Origin of the sequence: Bradyrhizobium sp. SZCCHNR1051 (assembly GCF_032489615.1) — a bacterium.
Classification (GTDB): domain Bacteria; phylum Pseudomonadota; class Alphaproteobacteria; order Rhizobiales; family Xanthobacteraceae; genus Bradyrhizobium.
The window spans coordinates 15,942-29,173 of the sequence record NZ_JAUEYJ010000004.1 but is presented as its reverse complement, the minus strand read 5'-3'; the positions used below and the strand labels follow the sequence as shown (position 1 = coordinate 29,173).

Sequence of the window (13,232 nt, the reverse complement as noted above, 5' to 3'; positions counted from 1 at the left end):
CTATGACAGGCGCGTGACATCTGCATGACTGCGACCGGCGTGTGGACGAGTGCGGCGCTGCGGTGTCGCTGTCACATAACTGTAGAATCCAGACGCTAGCGATAGGCCAGAGCGAGGCGTCTGGAGAATTCAATGCTGGTGGTGGATGGCCTGACGTGCCGTTTTGGCATGAAAGCCGCAGTCGACAATGCATCCTTCTCAGTTGCACCCGGCAGCTTCGTCGGCGTGATCGGGCGTTCCGGAGCCGGCAAGTCGACCCTGCTGCGGTCCATCAATCGTCTGAGCCCGGTGAGCGGCGGCCGCATCCTCTTCAAGGATCTCGATGTGACGGCGCTGCGCGGCCGCGATCTGCGGCAGTGGCGTGCGCGCTCGGCGATGATCTTCCAGCAGTTCAATCTGGTCGGCCGATTGGACGTGCTGACGAACGTGCTGATGGGGCGACTCGCCGAAATCCCGTCGTGGCGCTCGCTGGCGCAGCTCTGGCCGGCGGAGGATGTCGCCATGGCGCTGTCCGCGCTCGAGCAGTTCGACATGGCCTCCCTCGCAGCGCAGCGCGCCGATCAGCTCTCGGGCGGGCAGCAGCAGCGCGTCGCGATCGCGCGCGCGATGGTGCAGAACCCCGAGATCATTCTCGCAGACGAGCCGATCGCCTCGCTCGATCCCCGTAATACCAAGATCGTGATGGACGCGCTGCTGCGCATCAACAAGCATTTCGGCATCACCGTCGTCTGCAACCTGCATTCGCTCGATCTGGCGCGCAGCTATTGCGATCGCCTGATCGGCATGGCGACCGGACGGATCGTGTTCGACGACGTGCCGTCGGCGCTGACGGCGCAGATCGCACGTGAGCTCTACGATCTCGAGGCGGACGAGGTGATGGGTTCGATCCATCCGGCACCGGCGGCAACGGTGCCGGCACTCGGCGAAGCCGCCGTAGCCTGAGACGCGGATTTCTGCAAGCTCGAGCTTCCGCATGGCGCGGGGGCGAGACCTGTTACTTACTGCAACAAGAGGGCATGTTATGATCAATCGTCGCATCGTTCTGGCGGGCGTCGCTGCGCTGGCTTTCACGGCCTCGGCGTCAGCCGAGGACTGGAAGGCGAAGTATCCTGAGCTGACCTTCGCCGTGGTCCCGGCAGAGAACGCCTCGGGTGTCACCGAGCGCTGGACGCCTTTCGTGAACTATCTCTCGAAAGAGCTGGGCGTGAAGGTGACGCTGCGTATCGCCAACGATTACGCGGCCGTGATCGAAGGCCAGCGCGCCGGCAACATCCACATCGCGAGCTATGGCTCGGCGTCGTTTGCCCGCGCCCGGCTCACCGGCGTCAAGACCGATGCCTTCGCCAACGACATCAACTCCGACGGCAGCACCGGCTACTATTCGGTGTTCTTCGTCAAGGCGAGCAGCCCGTACCGGAAGGTCGAAGACCTCAAGGGCAAGAATCTCGGCCTCGTCGATCCGAACTCAACGTCGGGCAACAACGTGCCCCGCTTCGAGCTCAACAAGATGGGCGTGACCGACGCCGAGACGTATTTTGGCAAGGTTGTCTTCACCGGCAGCCACGAGAACGCGGTGCTGGCCCTGTCTCAGGGGACTGTCGACATCGCGGCCAACCAATGGACGAGCGACAACGATTCGACGTTGGCCCAGATGCTGACCAAGGGCATGCTGAAGAACGCTGACGGTTCGCCGATGAAGAAGGACGACTTCCGCATCATTCACAAGTCGGCGCCGATCATCAACGGCCCCTACGCCTACAACACGGACCTGCCGGACGATCTGAAATCGGCGATCGCCAAGGCCTTCTTCGATGCGCCGATCAAGGACAAGGCCGCCTTCGACCGTCTCTCCGACGGCCAGAAGAAGGGCTTCCACCCTGCCACGACGAAGGACTGGGACGGCACGATCGACCTGATCAAATTCGTCGACAGCCTGCGCAAGAAGGCGTCCTGATCGACGATCCATCGATGGTGAGCCGGGTCCCGTGGGGCCCGGCTCGTCCGTTGAAGAATCCCTCACACGTCCGAACCAAGAGCAGCACGAAGCCGATGGCTGTTGCCGTTTCGATCCTTCCGAGCCAGCAGCTTGCGGCTCTGAACGAGACCTATCGGCGGGCCGTTTCGCGCCGTCGATTGCGTCTTGCCCTGTCCGCCATGGTATTCCTGGCGGTGCTCTTCGCCGCGGCCATCGGTGCCGAGGTCAATCTGCGGACGTTCTATACCTACTTCGGCAACTTCATCAGCTACTTCGATCGCATCTTCACGCTCGACGACGGGCAGCGGGTCTGGACCAATCTGCCCGAATGGTTCTGGGGCTTCAAGAAGTGGATCAAGCTGCTGGCAGAGACGCTGCTGATCAGCTACGTCGGCACGATGGCCGGAATGCTCGTCGCATTCGGTCTCAACTTCCTCGCCGCCGAGAACACCTCGCCCGCGCCGTGGATCCGCTTCACGGTGCGCCGGCTCCTGGAATTCGCCCGCACCGTTCCGAGCGTCGTGTTCGCCCTGATCTTCGTCATTGCTTTCGGGCTTGGGCCGATCCCGGGCGTGCTCGCCATCGCCCTTCATTCGAGCGGTGCGCTCGGCAAGCTGTTCTCCGAGGTCGTTGAGAATGCCGACATGAAGCCGGTCGAGGGCGTGCGCGCCACCGGCGCGAGCTGGCTGTCTTGCATGCGATTTGCCGTGCTCCCTCAGGTTATTGCGGGTTTCTCCAGCTACACCTTGCTGCGCTTCGAGATCAACGTGCGCGAGGCTTCCGTGATGGGCTTCGTCGGCGCCGGCGGCATCGGCCAGGAGCTCGTGGTCGCGATCCGCAAGTTCTACTATTCCGACGTCAGCGCCATCCTCGTCATGATCGTGGTCACGGTGTTCCTGATCGATATCGGCACCGGCTGGCTACGCGGCCGCCTGTTCGGCTCGGAGGCCCGCACATGAGCATCTCCGGCTCACCGGACGCGAAGCAGCTTGCCGAGCGCTACCCGCATATTTTCAATCGGTCCCTGTCCGCACGTTTCGCAACGCCGGTCGTGCTGCTGCTGGCTCTGGCCATCTTCGTCTTTGGTCTCGTCGATCTCGACTTCTCGCCGTCGCGGATGCTGTCCGGCCTCGGCCAGCTCGGCTGGATCGCGCGAATGATGCTGCCGCCAGATCCTGGCTCGTCGCTTCCGATCTATCTCAAGGCGCTCGGCGAGACGCTCTCGATCGCGGTGCTCGGCACCACCTTGGCGGCCGTCTTCGCGCTTCCGGTCAGCCTGCTTGCGGCCAGGAATATCGTCCCGTCGGCCGTCTTCCGCTTTCCGGTGCGTCGCCTGTTCGACACCATTCGCGGCGTCGACACGCTGATCTGGGCGCTGGTCTGGATCAACGTCGTCGGCCTCGGGCCCTTCGCCGGCGTGCTGGCGATTGCGGTTTCGGATTTCGGTGCGCTCGGCAAGCTGTTCTCGGAGGCGATGGAGAGCGCCGACCGGAAGCAGGTTGAGGGCGTGCGTGCGGCCGGCGGCAGCGCGTTGCACGAGATCCGCTTCGGCCTGCTGCCGCAGGTTCTTCCGGTGATTGCCGGCCAGGTGCTCTACTTCATCGAATCCAACACGCGCTCGGCGACGATCATCGGCATCGTCGGCGCGGGCGGCATCGGGCTACAACTGGCCGAGCAGATCCGCGTGCTGGAATGGCAGAAGGTGTCGTTCCTGATCCTGATGATCCTGGTGGCGGTGGCCGCGATCGACTGGATCTCGGGCAAGCTGCGCTTTGCGATCATCGGTCGCCGCGCCGTCGCTTGAACGTCGCGGCATCTGAAGGTTGCGATCGTTCGTTGACGAACGATCAAGGTGCGGCTTTGGCTGTGTGCACTGCACTTTCTGTCGCAAATCCTTCATGTGCGGCCGTTAGGGGAAGCTCCGGAACTGGCCGCCGTGCCAGGGAATACGGAGTCTGTCTTCATGAAGGTCACCCGCCTCGTTCTCGCTCTTCTCGCGCTGTGTGTTGCCGCGTTGTGGCAGCCGGCCAAGGCCGCGGACGTCATCTGCTACAACTGCCCGCCGGAATGGGCCGACTGGGCCTCGATGCTCAAGGCGATCAAGACCGATCTCGGCTACGACATTCCACACGACAATAAGAACTCCGGCCAGGCGCTGGCGCAGATCCTCGCCGAAAAGAGCAACCCCGTCGGCGACATCGGCTATTTCGGCGTCACCTTCGGCATGAAGGCGAAGGCGCAGGACGCGCTTGAGGCTTACAAGCCCGCGAACTGGGATCAGGTCCCCGCCGGCTTGAAGGATGCGGATGGCTACTGGACTACGATCCACTCCGGCACGCTCGGCCTGTTCGTGAACAAGGACGCGCTCGGTGGCAAGCCTGTTCCGGCCTGCTGGAAGGATCTGCTCAAGCCCGACTACAAGGGCATGGTGGGCTATCTCGATCCGAGCTCGGCGGCCGTCGGCTATGTCGGCGCCGTTGCCGTCAACCTCGCGCTCGGCGGTTCGCAGGCCGATTTCGAGCCGGCCCTTACGTTCTTCAAGGATCTGCGCAAGAATGATCCGATCGTGCCGAAGCAGACGTCCTATGCGCGCGTCGTCTCGGGCGAGATCCCGATCCTGTTCGACTACGACTTCAACGCCTACCGCGCGAAGTATACCGAGAAGGGCAATTTCGAGTTCGTCATTCCCTGCGAGGGCTCGGTGGTCTTCCCCTATGTGGTCGGCCTGGTGAAGAACGCGCCCGACAAGGACAAAGCGAAGAAGGTCATCGACTATCTGCTCTCCGACAAGGGCCAGGCGATCTGGACCAATGCCTATCTGCGTCCAGCGCGTCCGATCGAGCTGCCGGGCTCGGTGAAGAACAAGTTCCTGCCGGACAGCGACTACGCTCGCGCCAAGAGCGTGAACTGGGGCGATATGGAAGCCGCGCAAAAGGGCTTCGTCGATCGCTATCTGTCCGAAGTCCGTTGAAGGAGCACCGCGCCTCCGCCGGAGACGATCCGGTGGAGGTGCACTTGATCATATGTCGCACAAATCCTTCGTCCGGCTCTGTTTGCTGCCCCTGGGAGCCGTCACCTCGGCATTCTTTCTGTTGCCGATGGCGAGGCTGCTCGTCACCGGCGCCGAGGGACCGCACGGTCTGGCCGAATATCTCGCGATCATCCTCGAGCCGCGCTACCGCACGACACTTCTCAACACGCTGACGCTGGCGGCGGCCACCACGATTGCAACCCTGGTCATTGCGACGATCGCCGGCCTGTTCCTGCAGCGTCACCGGTTTCCGGGCCGCGCGGTCCTGGTCGCGATCCTGACGTTTCCGCTCGCGTTCCCGGGCGTCGTGGTCGGCTTCATGATCATCCTTCTGGCTGGCCGCCAGGGGATGATCGGGGAGGTCTCGTCTCGGCTCACCGGTGACAAGCTCGTATTCGCTTATTCGATCTACGGGCTGTTCCTCGGTTATCTCTATTTCTCGATTCCGCGGGTGATCCTCACGATTATGGCTGCCGCGCAGAAGCTGGACCCCGGTTTGGAGGAGGCGGCCCGATCGCTCGGCGCGAGCCCCTGGGCCGTGCTGCGCGACGTGATCCTGCCGGCGCTGACCCCGGCGCTGATCGCGTCCGGCGCGATCGCGTTCGCGACGGCGATGGGCGCGTTCGGAACGGCATTCACCTTGGCCACGAACATCGACGTGTTGCCGATGCTGATCTACACGGAGTTCACGCTGGCCGGAAACCTGGCCACCTCGGCGGCGCTCTCGGTCGGCCTTGGCCTGATGACCTGGCTGATGCTCGCATTGGCGCGCTCCTTCGCCGGCAGCTCGGTGGCAGCGGCAGGGTAGGCACGTGCGCGACAGAGTCATCTTCATCCTTCAACTACTGTTCACACTTCTGGTCGCCGCCTTCCTGGCCGTGCCGGCCGGCCTTTCGATCGCCGCGGGCGTGACCGTCAACTACTTCCGCGGCATTCAATCCGGCGTGACGCTGCAGTGGGTGGCCCAGGTCTGGGAGCTCTACGCGGGCACGATCATGGCATCGATCCTGATCGCGCTGGGCACGCTGGCGGTCACGCTCGTGGTCGGTGTTCCCGCTGCCTACGCGCTCTACGTTCGCGGCGGACGGCTGGCGCGGCTGGTCGAGGAGATCATCACCTTGCCGCTCGCGATTCCCGGGCTCGCCATCGCGCTGGCGCTGCTACTCACCTATGGTGGCTTCGGCAGCTTCCGCCGCTCATGGCTGTTCATCCTCGCCGGTCATGTGATCTTCACGATGCCATTCATGGTGCGGTCCGTCATGGCGGTGTTCTCGACGATCGACGTGAAGTCGCTCGACGAAGGTGCCGCATCGGTCGGAGCCGCGCCATGGCGCCGCTTCATCGACGTCATCGTTCCCAACGCCGCGCCCGGCATCCTGGCGGGCAGCCTCATGGTGGTGACACTATCTCTCGGAGAGTTCAACCTGACCTGGATGTTGCATACGCCGCTGACCAAGACATTGCCCGTCGGCCTCGCCGACAGCTACGCATCGATGCGGCTCGAGGTCGCGTCCGCCTACACGCTGATCTTCTTCGTGATGATCATTCCGCTGCTCGTGGCGATGCAGTGGATCGGCGAGAGAGGAAGGTTGCGGTGAGCACGATGACCCGGCATGGAGCCGCCCTGAAGGTGGAGAATTGCGGCAAGACCTTTGCCGACGGGACCTGCGCGCTCGCGCGCGCCACGCTCGACATCGCGCAGAGCGAGACGCTGGTGCTGCTTGGGCCGTCCGGCTGCGGCAAGACCACGCTGCTGCGGATCGTGGCCGGGCTCGAAACACCCGATGCGGGCGGGCGCGTGCTGTTCGGCGGCAAGGATCTGACGAGGCAGCCGATCGAGAAACGCAATGTCGGCATGGTATTTCAATCCTACGCGCTGTTCCCCAACATGACCGTCGCGGACAATATCGGCTACGGGCTCAAGATCCGCGGCGTGCCCAAGCCGGAGCGCGCCGCGCGGGTCGCCGAGCTGGTCGCGCTGACCAACCTCGCCGGCCTCGAAGATCGGCGCATCGATCAGCTCTCGGGCGGTCAGCGCCAGCGCGTCGCGCTCGCGCGCGCGGTCGCCATCCGGCCGAGCGTGCTGCTGCTCGACGAGCCGCTCACCGCGCTCGATGCGGCCTTGCGAGAGCGCCTGCGCGGCGAGCTCAACGGCCTGTTGCGTACGCTCGGAATCACGGCAATCTACGTCACGCATGACCAGGCCGAAGCCATGGAGCTCGGCGACCGCATCGTCGTGATGCGCAAGGGCGCCATCGCCCAAGTCGGGACGCCGCGCGAGATCTATTTCACGCCAGCCGACCGCTTCGTCGCGGAGTTCGTCGGCGCGGCCAACATCATCGAAGCTCCGATCGACGGCGCTCACCTCGTCTTGCCCGGAGGGAGACAGCGGATCGCAGAGGCTGGCTCGTGCAGCAGGGCGATGGCGATGGTTCGGCCGGAAACGATCGGGATCGTCGACGCGGCGGCATCGTGCCTGACCGGCCTCGTCGACAGCGTTCGCTTCGCCGGTGATCGCCAGCGGATCATCGTCCGCGACGCCGCCACCGTTCCACTGACGGTGGACGCACCGAATACGATCAGGGTCAGCGCGGGTGAGCGGATCGGCCTGTCGATTGAGCCGAGCGCCATTCGTCTGCTGCCGGAGCAAGGTGGATCAGCATGAGCAGGCGTCCTGTCACCATCGCCCAGATATCCGACCTGCACATCAAGGCGCCCGGCCGGCTCGCCTACCGCCGCGTCGATACGGCGCGTGCGCTGGCCCGTTGCATCACGGAGCTCAACCGGTTCGAGCCGAAGCTCGATCTGGTGGTGATCTCGGGCGATCTCGCCGATACGCCGTCGTCGGCCGAGTACGATCATCTCAAGGATCTTCTCGCCGAGCTCGAAACTCCATTCGTCGCCGTGCCCGGCAATCACGATTCACGCGAGCTGATGCGCGCAGCGTTTCCGGACGCTCTGCATGGTCAACCCACCGGTCCGCTGAACCGGTGCGTGGAGTTGGCCGATCTCGATCTGCTTCTGCTCGATTCCAGCGTGCCCGGCCATCCGCATGGCGAGCTCGATGAGGCGAGTCTGCAATGGCTCGACGCCGCGCTGTCCGGATCCAGCAACAGGCCGGCCCTGCTGTTTCTGCATCATCCGCCGTTCGCCACCGGCATCTGGCACATGGACCGGCAGAACCTGCGCAACGCCGACGATCTCGCGGCCATCCTCACGCGCCATCGGCGGGTGCAACTGATCGGATGCGGTCACGTTCATCGCGCGACGCTGACCCGGTTTGCGGGCATCCCCTGCACGATCTGCCCGGCACCGAACCATGCCGTCGCGCTCGACCTGGCCGAGCTTCGCCCGCCATCCTTCCGGATCGAGCCACCGGCCTTTCACCTTCATGCCTGGTTTCCAGGACCGGGATTTGGAACGGTCGTCACGCATCAGGTGCCGATCGGGGATTTCGACGGGCCGCATCCGTTCTTCAATCAGGACGGCACGCTCATCGACTGAGGGCGCAAGAACGAAACGAGGCGGCGGGGTCTGGTCTAGCTCTCGACCTCGAACGTCACGCGCTCCGCCGCGAAACGCGAGCGCTTGCTGACCAGCGGCGTCCCATCGGCATCGATGTCGGTGCTGTCGACGACCAGCACCGGGCGCCCAATCGCGAGGTCGAGCCGTGCGGCGTCGCTTGCGTCGGCGATGGCTGCCGTGATCCTGGTCGTGCCGCGGCGATAGTCGCGAATGCCGTAATGCGCGAGCAGCGCCGTCATCGAGCGGACCGACGCGAAGATGTGACCGGCCTCGGGAAATCGCTCGGACGACAGCCAGGACGTGCTGACGCAGATCGGGGTCTTGTCGGCAAGACGCAGTGCATCGATTCGGACCAGCGGAGCACCCGTCTTCAATCGCAGCTCGCGCGCGAGTTCGCGCGTTGCGGGCTCTTCGGACGCTGCGATCAACTGCCCGCGAGGCTCACGCCCGCCGGCGCCCACGATCTCGGAGAACCTGGTTCGCGATCTCAGGGGATATGACAGACGAGGCGCTTCGACATAGGTGCCGCTGCCGCGCTCGGCGCGCACGAGGCCGCGCTGCGCCAAGGTCGCGAGCGCGCGTCGTACCGTATGACGGTTGACGCGGTAGGTTTCGGCGATCTCGGTCTCGCCGGGCAGGCGCGTGCCGGCGGCGAAGCGGCCGTCGGCGATGTCGCGCTCGATGCCGTCGGCCACCCGCCGCCACAGCGCCACGCCCGAATCGGCGCCCTGCATGCTCATCGCGGCTCTCCGCTGTCCCGCCTGAAGATCACGCCCATGTCATCAAACAGTCATGGCGCTTCGTTACGAAGTTGTCTATTAGCATAGACAACTTCGTAACGGCAAGATCGGGATGAAGATGGACGGCGAGACCACGATCCAGGACCGGCGCAGGACGGCGATGCGGGTGTTGGCGCATGCGTCGCATGCAGACATTCGTGCCAGGCTCGATGGACTCGCGCTGCCTGAGCATCGCGACCTGCGTCCGGCGGAGAATGGCCTTGTGATGCTGCGGGGCCGGATCGGCGGTGATGGTGCGCCCTTCAATGTCGGCGAGGCGACGGTGTCGCGCGCTGCGGTACGGCTGGAGAGCGGCGAGGTCGGGTTCGGCTATGTGCTGGGACGCGACGCCGCCAAGGCGCGTCTGATGGCGCTGTGTGACGCGATGATCCAGTCATCAAGCCACACGCGATCGATCGAGACGCAGGTGGTTGCGCCGCTGCAGGCGCAGATGCGCACTTCGCGCGAGCACCGCGCAGAGGAGGCTGCGGCCACGCGTGTCGATTTCTATACGATGGTGCGAGGAGAAGGCTGATGGCTGCCGCCGCTTCCGATCTGCAGCCTGGTTTCGCCGACAATGTCCTGTCCGCGCAATCGACCTTCCGTACCGTCATGGAGGCCATGGCGCGTCCGGGAAATGTGCGGCAGGTCGAGGTCAATGTCGGCCGGCCCTCGTCCTTGATGCCTGGTGCCGCCGCGATCGCGTTGACTCTGTTCGATCACGATACGCCGATCTGGCTCGATGCGCCGCTCGCCGGCACGCCCGAGGTCGGCGCCTGGCTCAAGTTTCACACCGGGGCGCCGATCGTCGCCAATGCCGCGCTCGCCTGCTTTGCAGTGGCGGCAGACCCCGAAGCGCTGCCTGATCTGAATTCATTCGCGCTCGGCAGTGCTGAGTACCCCGATCGCTCGACGACGCTGATCCTGCAGGTGCCGAGCTTGTCCGGAGGGCCGGCGTTCAAGCTGCGCGGTCCGGGCATCGACGGGACGACATTGTTCCGTGCAACGGTCGCGCCCGCCGACCTGTTCGAGCGGCTGTCGATCAATGAGAAGCTGTTTCCGCGTGGTGTCGATGTGGTGCTGGTCGATGGCTCGTCCATCGTCGCCATCCCGCGGACGACACGACTCGTTTCCGCAGGAGAGTAAGGCATGTATGTCGCCGTGAAAGGTGGCGAGCGCGCCATCGAGAACGCGCACCGGCTGCTGGCGCATGAGCGCCGGGGTGATCGCGACGTGCCGGAGCTGTCGCTGGTGCAGATCTCCGAGCAGTTGGGGCTTGCCGTCGATCGCGTGATGAGCGAAGGCTCGCTGTACGACCGCGAGCTCGCGGCGCTCGCAATCAAGCAGGCGCGGGGTGATCTGATCGAGGCGATCTTCCTGGTGCGCGCCTTCCGCGCGACCCTGCCGCGCTTCGGTGCGACCGAGCCGGTCGACACCGGTGCGATGCGGGTGCAGCGGCGCGTCTCGTCGACCTTCAAGGACATTCCCGGCGGCCAGGTGCTCGGGCCGACCTTCGACTATACGCATCGGCTGCTCGATCCGCAGTTGGCGGCAGGCGCCGAGCCGGAGCCGCCGGCCCGTGCCGAGGCGCCGAATGCGCCGACGCCACGTGTCACCGACATTCTCGGCCAGGACGGCTTGATCGAGCCGTCGCCGCAAGCCGAGGTTGGCGCGCCGGTCGGCGATCTCACCCGCGATCCCCTAGGCTTTCCCGCCGATCGTGATCTGCGGTTGCAGAATCTCGCACGCGGTGATGAGGGATTTCTGCTCGCGCTCGGCTACTCGACCCAGCGCGGCTATGGCCGCAACCATCCCTTTGCCGGCGAAATCCGCTTCGGCGAAGTCGAGGTCGAGTTCTTGGCCGAGGAGATCGGCTTTGCGGTGCCGCTCGGATCGGTCGAGCTGACCGAATGCCAGATGGTGAACCAGTTCAAGGGGTCGGCCACCGAGCCGCCGTGCTTTACGCGCGGTTACGGTCTCGCCTTCGGGCAGAGCGAGCGCAAGACGATGTCGATGGCCCTCGTCGACCGAGCCTTGCGCGCGCGCGAGCTCGGCGAGGATATGGTTGCACCGGCGCAGGATGAGGAGTTCGTGATGTCGCACTCCGACAATGTGCAGGCGACCGGGTTCGTCGAGCATCTGAAGCTGCCGCACTATGTCGACTTCCAGTCCGAGCTCGGCCTGCTGCGCAAGCTGCGCCTGGAATTCGCCGAGGCCAATGCCGCTCCTGAATTGAAGGAAGCTGCGGAATGAACGCGCCGACGTACAACTTCGCTTATCTCGACGAGCAGACCAAGCGGATGATCCGCCGCGCGATCCTGAAGGCGATCGCGATTCCGGGCTATCAGGTGCCGTTCGCGAGCCGCGAGATGCCGATGCCCTATGGCTGGGGCACCGGCGGCGTGCAGGTCACCGCCGCCATTCTCGGTCCCGACGACGTGCTCAAGGTCATCGACCAGGGCTCGGACGATACGACCAATGCGATCTCGATTCGCAAGTTCTTCGCCAAGACCGCGGGCGTCGCGACCACGACGTCGACGGAAGAGGCGAGCGTGATCCAGACCCGGCATCGCATTCCCGAGGCGCCGCTTCACGAGGGGCAGGTGCTGGTCTATCAGGTGCCGATCCCGGAGCCGCTGCGTTTTCTCGAGCCGCGCGAGACCGAGACCCGCCGCATGCATGCGCTGGCCGAATATGGCCTGATGCACGTGAAGCTCTATGAGGACATCGCACGCTTCGGTCACATCGCGACGTCCTACGCCTATCCGGTCAAGGTCAATGCGCGCTACGTGATGGATCCGTCGCCGACGCCGAAGTTCGACAATCCCAAGATGGACAATTGCCCGGCGCTGCAATTGTTCGGCGCGGGACGCGAGAAGCGAATCTACGCCATTCCGCCCTATACGTCGGTCGTCTCGCTGGACTTCGAGGACCATCCGTTCACGCGTTACAAGTTCGACGCGCCCTGCGCGCTGTGCGGCGCGGAGGATTCCTATCTGGACGAGATCGTGACCGACGACAAGGGCAGCCGCATGTTCGTGTGCTCCGATACCGATTACTGCGAGGGCCGCCAGGCGTCCGGACATCGTGGCGCGCAGAGCGCCGCCCCGCACAGGGAGAGCGCCCATGGCTGAGATGATCAGAGCCTCCGATCAGCCGCTGCTCGTCGCCGAAGGGCTTGCAAAGAGCTATGGCCGGTTGGCGGCGTGCCGCGATGTCTCCTTCGTGCTCTATCCCGGCGAGGTGCTCGCCATCGTCGGGGAGTCCGGCTCGGGCAAATCGACGCTCTTGCAGATGTTGTCGGCGCAACTGGCGCCGACAGCGGGCCGCGTCTCCTATCGGATGCGCGACGGGGTGCTGCGCGATCTTGCCGGGCTTGGCGAGGCCGAACGCCGCTTTCTGTTCCGCACCGATTGGGGCTATGTCCATCAGGACCCGGCGCAAGGCCTGCGCATGGCGGTTTCGGCGGGCGCCAATGTTGGCGAGCGGCTGATGGCGGTCGGCTGGAATAACTATGGTCGGATCAGGCAGACCGCCTCGTCATGGCTCGCGCGCGTGGAGATCGACGTCGCCCGCATCGACGATGCGCCGCGGACCTATTCCGGTGGCATGCGGCAGCGGCTGCAGATCGCGCGCAATCTCGTGACCGAGCCCAGGCTCGTGTTCATGGACGAGCCGACCGGAGGACTCGACGTGTCCGTGCAGGCGCGCCTGCTCGATCTGATGCGCAGCCTCGTCAACGAGCTTGGGCTCGCCGCCATCGTCGTGACCCACGATCTGGCCGTGGCGCGGTTGCTGTCTCATCGTGTGATGGTCATGAAGGAGGGGCGGGTGATCGAGACCGGTCTCACCGACCAGGTGCTCGACGATCCGCGCGAGCCTTACACGCAGCTCCTCGTATCCTCGATCCTGCCGCCATGAT

General features: G+C 64.8%; 15 protein-coding genes. 14 read left to right on the top strand and 1 reads right to left on the bottom strand.

Going from position 1 to position 13,232, the window contains the following annotated elements; translation table 11 throughout:
- Positions 1 to 132: 132 nt before the first annotated feature.
- The 9 genes from phnC to QW868_RS05355 all read left to right on the top strand — a co-directional run bounded on the left by phnC (position 133) and on the right by QW868_RS05355 (position 8,510).
- Positions 133 to 942: a phosphonate ABC transporter ATP-binding protein gene (phnC, locus tag QW868_RS05395; protein WP_315741001.1), complete on the top strand. Its 810-nt coding sequence runs from the start codon at positions 133 to 135 to the stop codon at positions 940 to 942.
- A gap of 79 nt (positions 943 to 1,021) precedes the next feature.
- On the top strand, positions 1,022 to 1,954 hold the full coding sequence (gene phnD, locus QW868_RS05390; RefSeq protein WP_315741002.1) for a phosphonate ABC transporter substrate-binding protein: 933 nt from the start codon (positions 1,022 to 1,024) through the stop codon (positions 1,952 to 1,954).
- 95 nt (positions 1,955 to 2,049) lie between these two features.
- Positions 2,050 to 2,934, top strand: a complete 885-nt coding sequence (gene phnE, locus QW868_RS05385) for a phosphonate ABC transporter, permease protein PhnE (protein WP_315741003.1) — start codon at positions 2,050 to 2,052, stop codon at positions 2,932 to 2,934.
- Positions 2,931 to 3,779, top strand: a complete 849-nt coding sequence (phnE, locus tag QW868_RS05380) for a phosphonate ABC transporter, permease protein PhnE (RefSeq protein WP_315756190.1) — start codon at positions 2,931 to 2,933, stop codon at positions 3,777 to 3,779. The genes phnE (QW868_RS05385) and phnE (QW868_RS05380) overlap by 4 nt, the downstream gene beginning before the upstream one ends.
- A gap of 159 nt (positions 3,780 to 3,938) precedes the next feature.
- Positions 3,939 to 4,946 (top strand): ABC transporter substrate-binding protein, encoded by a 1,008-nt coding sequence (locus QW868_RS05375; RefSeq protein WP_315796505.1) that lies wholly within the window; start codon positions 3,939 to 3,941, stop codon positions 4,944 to 4,946.
- Positions 4,947 to 4,998: 52 nt separating this feature from the next.
- Entirely contained in the window at positions 4,999 to 5,814 is an 816-nt protein-coding gene (locus tag QW868_RS05370; RefSeq protein WP_315796507.1) for an ABC transporter permease, read from the top strand.
- Between the two features lie 4 nt (positions 5,815 to 5,818).
- Positions 5,819 to 6,604 (top strand): ABC transporter permease, encoded by a 786-nt coding sequence (locus QW868_RS05365; protein ID WP_316230089.1) that lies wholly within the window; start codon positions 5,819 to 5,821, stop codon positions 6,602 to 6,604.
- 5 nt (positions 6,605 to 6,609) lie between these two features.
- Complete coding sequence (locus QW868_RS05360) at positions 6,610 to 7,671, top strand: ABC transporter ATP-binding protein (protein WP_316230205.1); 1,062 nt, start codon at positions 6,610 to 6,612, stop codon at positions 7,669 to 7,671.
- A complete protein-coding gene (locus QW868_RS05355) occupies positions 7,668 to 8,510 on the top strand; it encodes a phosphodiesterase (RefSeq protein ID WP_316230088.1) in 843 nt (280 codons plus the stop codon). The genes QW868_RS05360 and QW868_RS05355 overlap by 4 nt, the downstream gene beginning before the upstream one ends.
- 35 nt (positions 8,511 to 8,545) lie before the next feature.
- Here the strand turns inward: QW868_RS05355 and phnF are convergent, their stop codons facing one another.
- Complete coding sequence (phnF, locus tag QW868_RS05350; protein ID WP_316230087.1) at positions 8,546 to 9,271, bottom strand: phosphonate metabolism transcriptional regulator PhnF; 726 nt, start codon at positions 9,269 to 9,271, stop codon at positions 8,546 to 8,548.
- 118 nt (positions 9,272 to 9,389) lie between these two features.
- Between phnF and phnG the strand changes: the two genes are divergently transcribed.
- The 5 genes from phnG to phnK are packed head-to-tail and all read left to right on the top strand — an operon-like array spanning position 9,390 to position 13,231.
- Positions 9,390 to 9,845, top strand: coding sequence for a phosphonate C-P lyase system protein PhnG (phnG, locus tag QW868_RS05345; protein ID WP_316230204.1), 456 nt, complete (start codon positions 9,390 to 9,392; stop codon positions 9,843 to 9,845).
- Complete coding sequence (gene phnH / locus QW868_RS05340; RefSeq protein ID WP_315796510.1) at positions 9,845 to 10,456, top strand: phosphonate C-P lyase system protein PhnH; 612 nt, start codon at positions 9,845 to 9,847, stop codon at positions 10,454 to 10,456. Before phnG ends, phnH begins: the two co-directional genes overlap by 1 nt.
- Positions 10,457 to 10,459: 3 nt before the next feature.
- Positions 10,460 to 11,563 carry a carbon-phosphorus lyase complex subunit PhnI gene (locus QW868_RS05335; RefSeq protein WP_316230086.1) on the top strand — a complete coding sequence of 368 codons (1,104 nt, stop codon included), beginning with the start codon at positions 10,460 to 10,462 and terminating at the stop codon, positions 11,561 to 11,563.
- Positions 11,560 to 12,444, top strand: coding sequence for an alpha-D-ribose 1-methylphosphonate 5-phosphate C-P-lyase PhnJ (locus QW868_RS05330; protein ID WP_316230085.1), 885 nt, complete (start codon positions 11,560 to 11,562; stop codon positions 12,442 to 12,444). The genes QW868_RS05335 and QW868_RS05330 overlap by 4 nt, the downstream gene beginning before the upstream one ends.
- Entirely contained in the window at positions 12,437 to 13,231 is a 795-nt protein-coding gene (gene phnK / locus QW868_RS05325; protein ID WP_315756180.1) for a phosphonate C-P lyase system protein PhnK, read from the top strand. The genes QW868_RS05330 and phnK overlap by 8 nt, the downstream gene beginning before the upstream one ends.
- Position 13,232 lies beyond the last annotated feature (1 nt).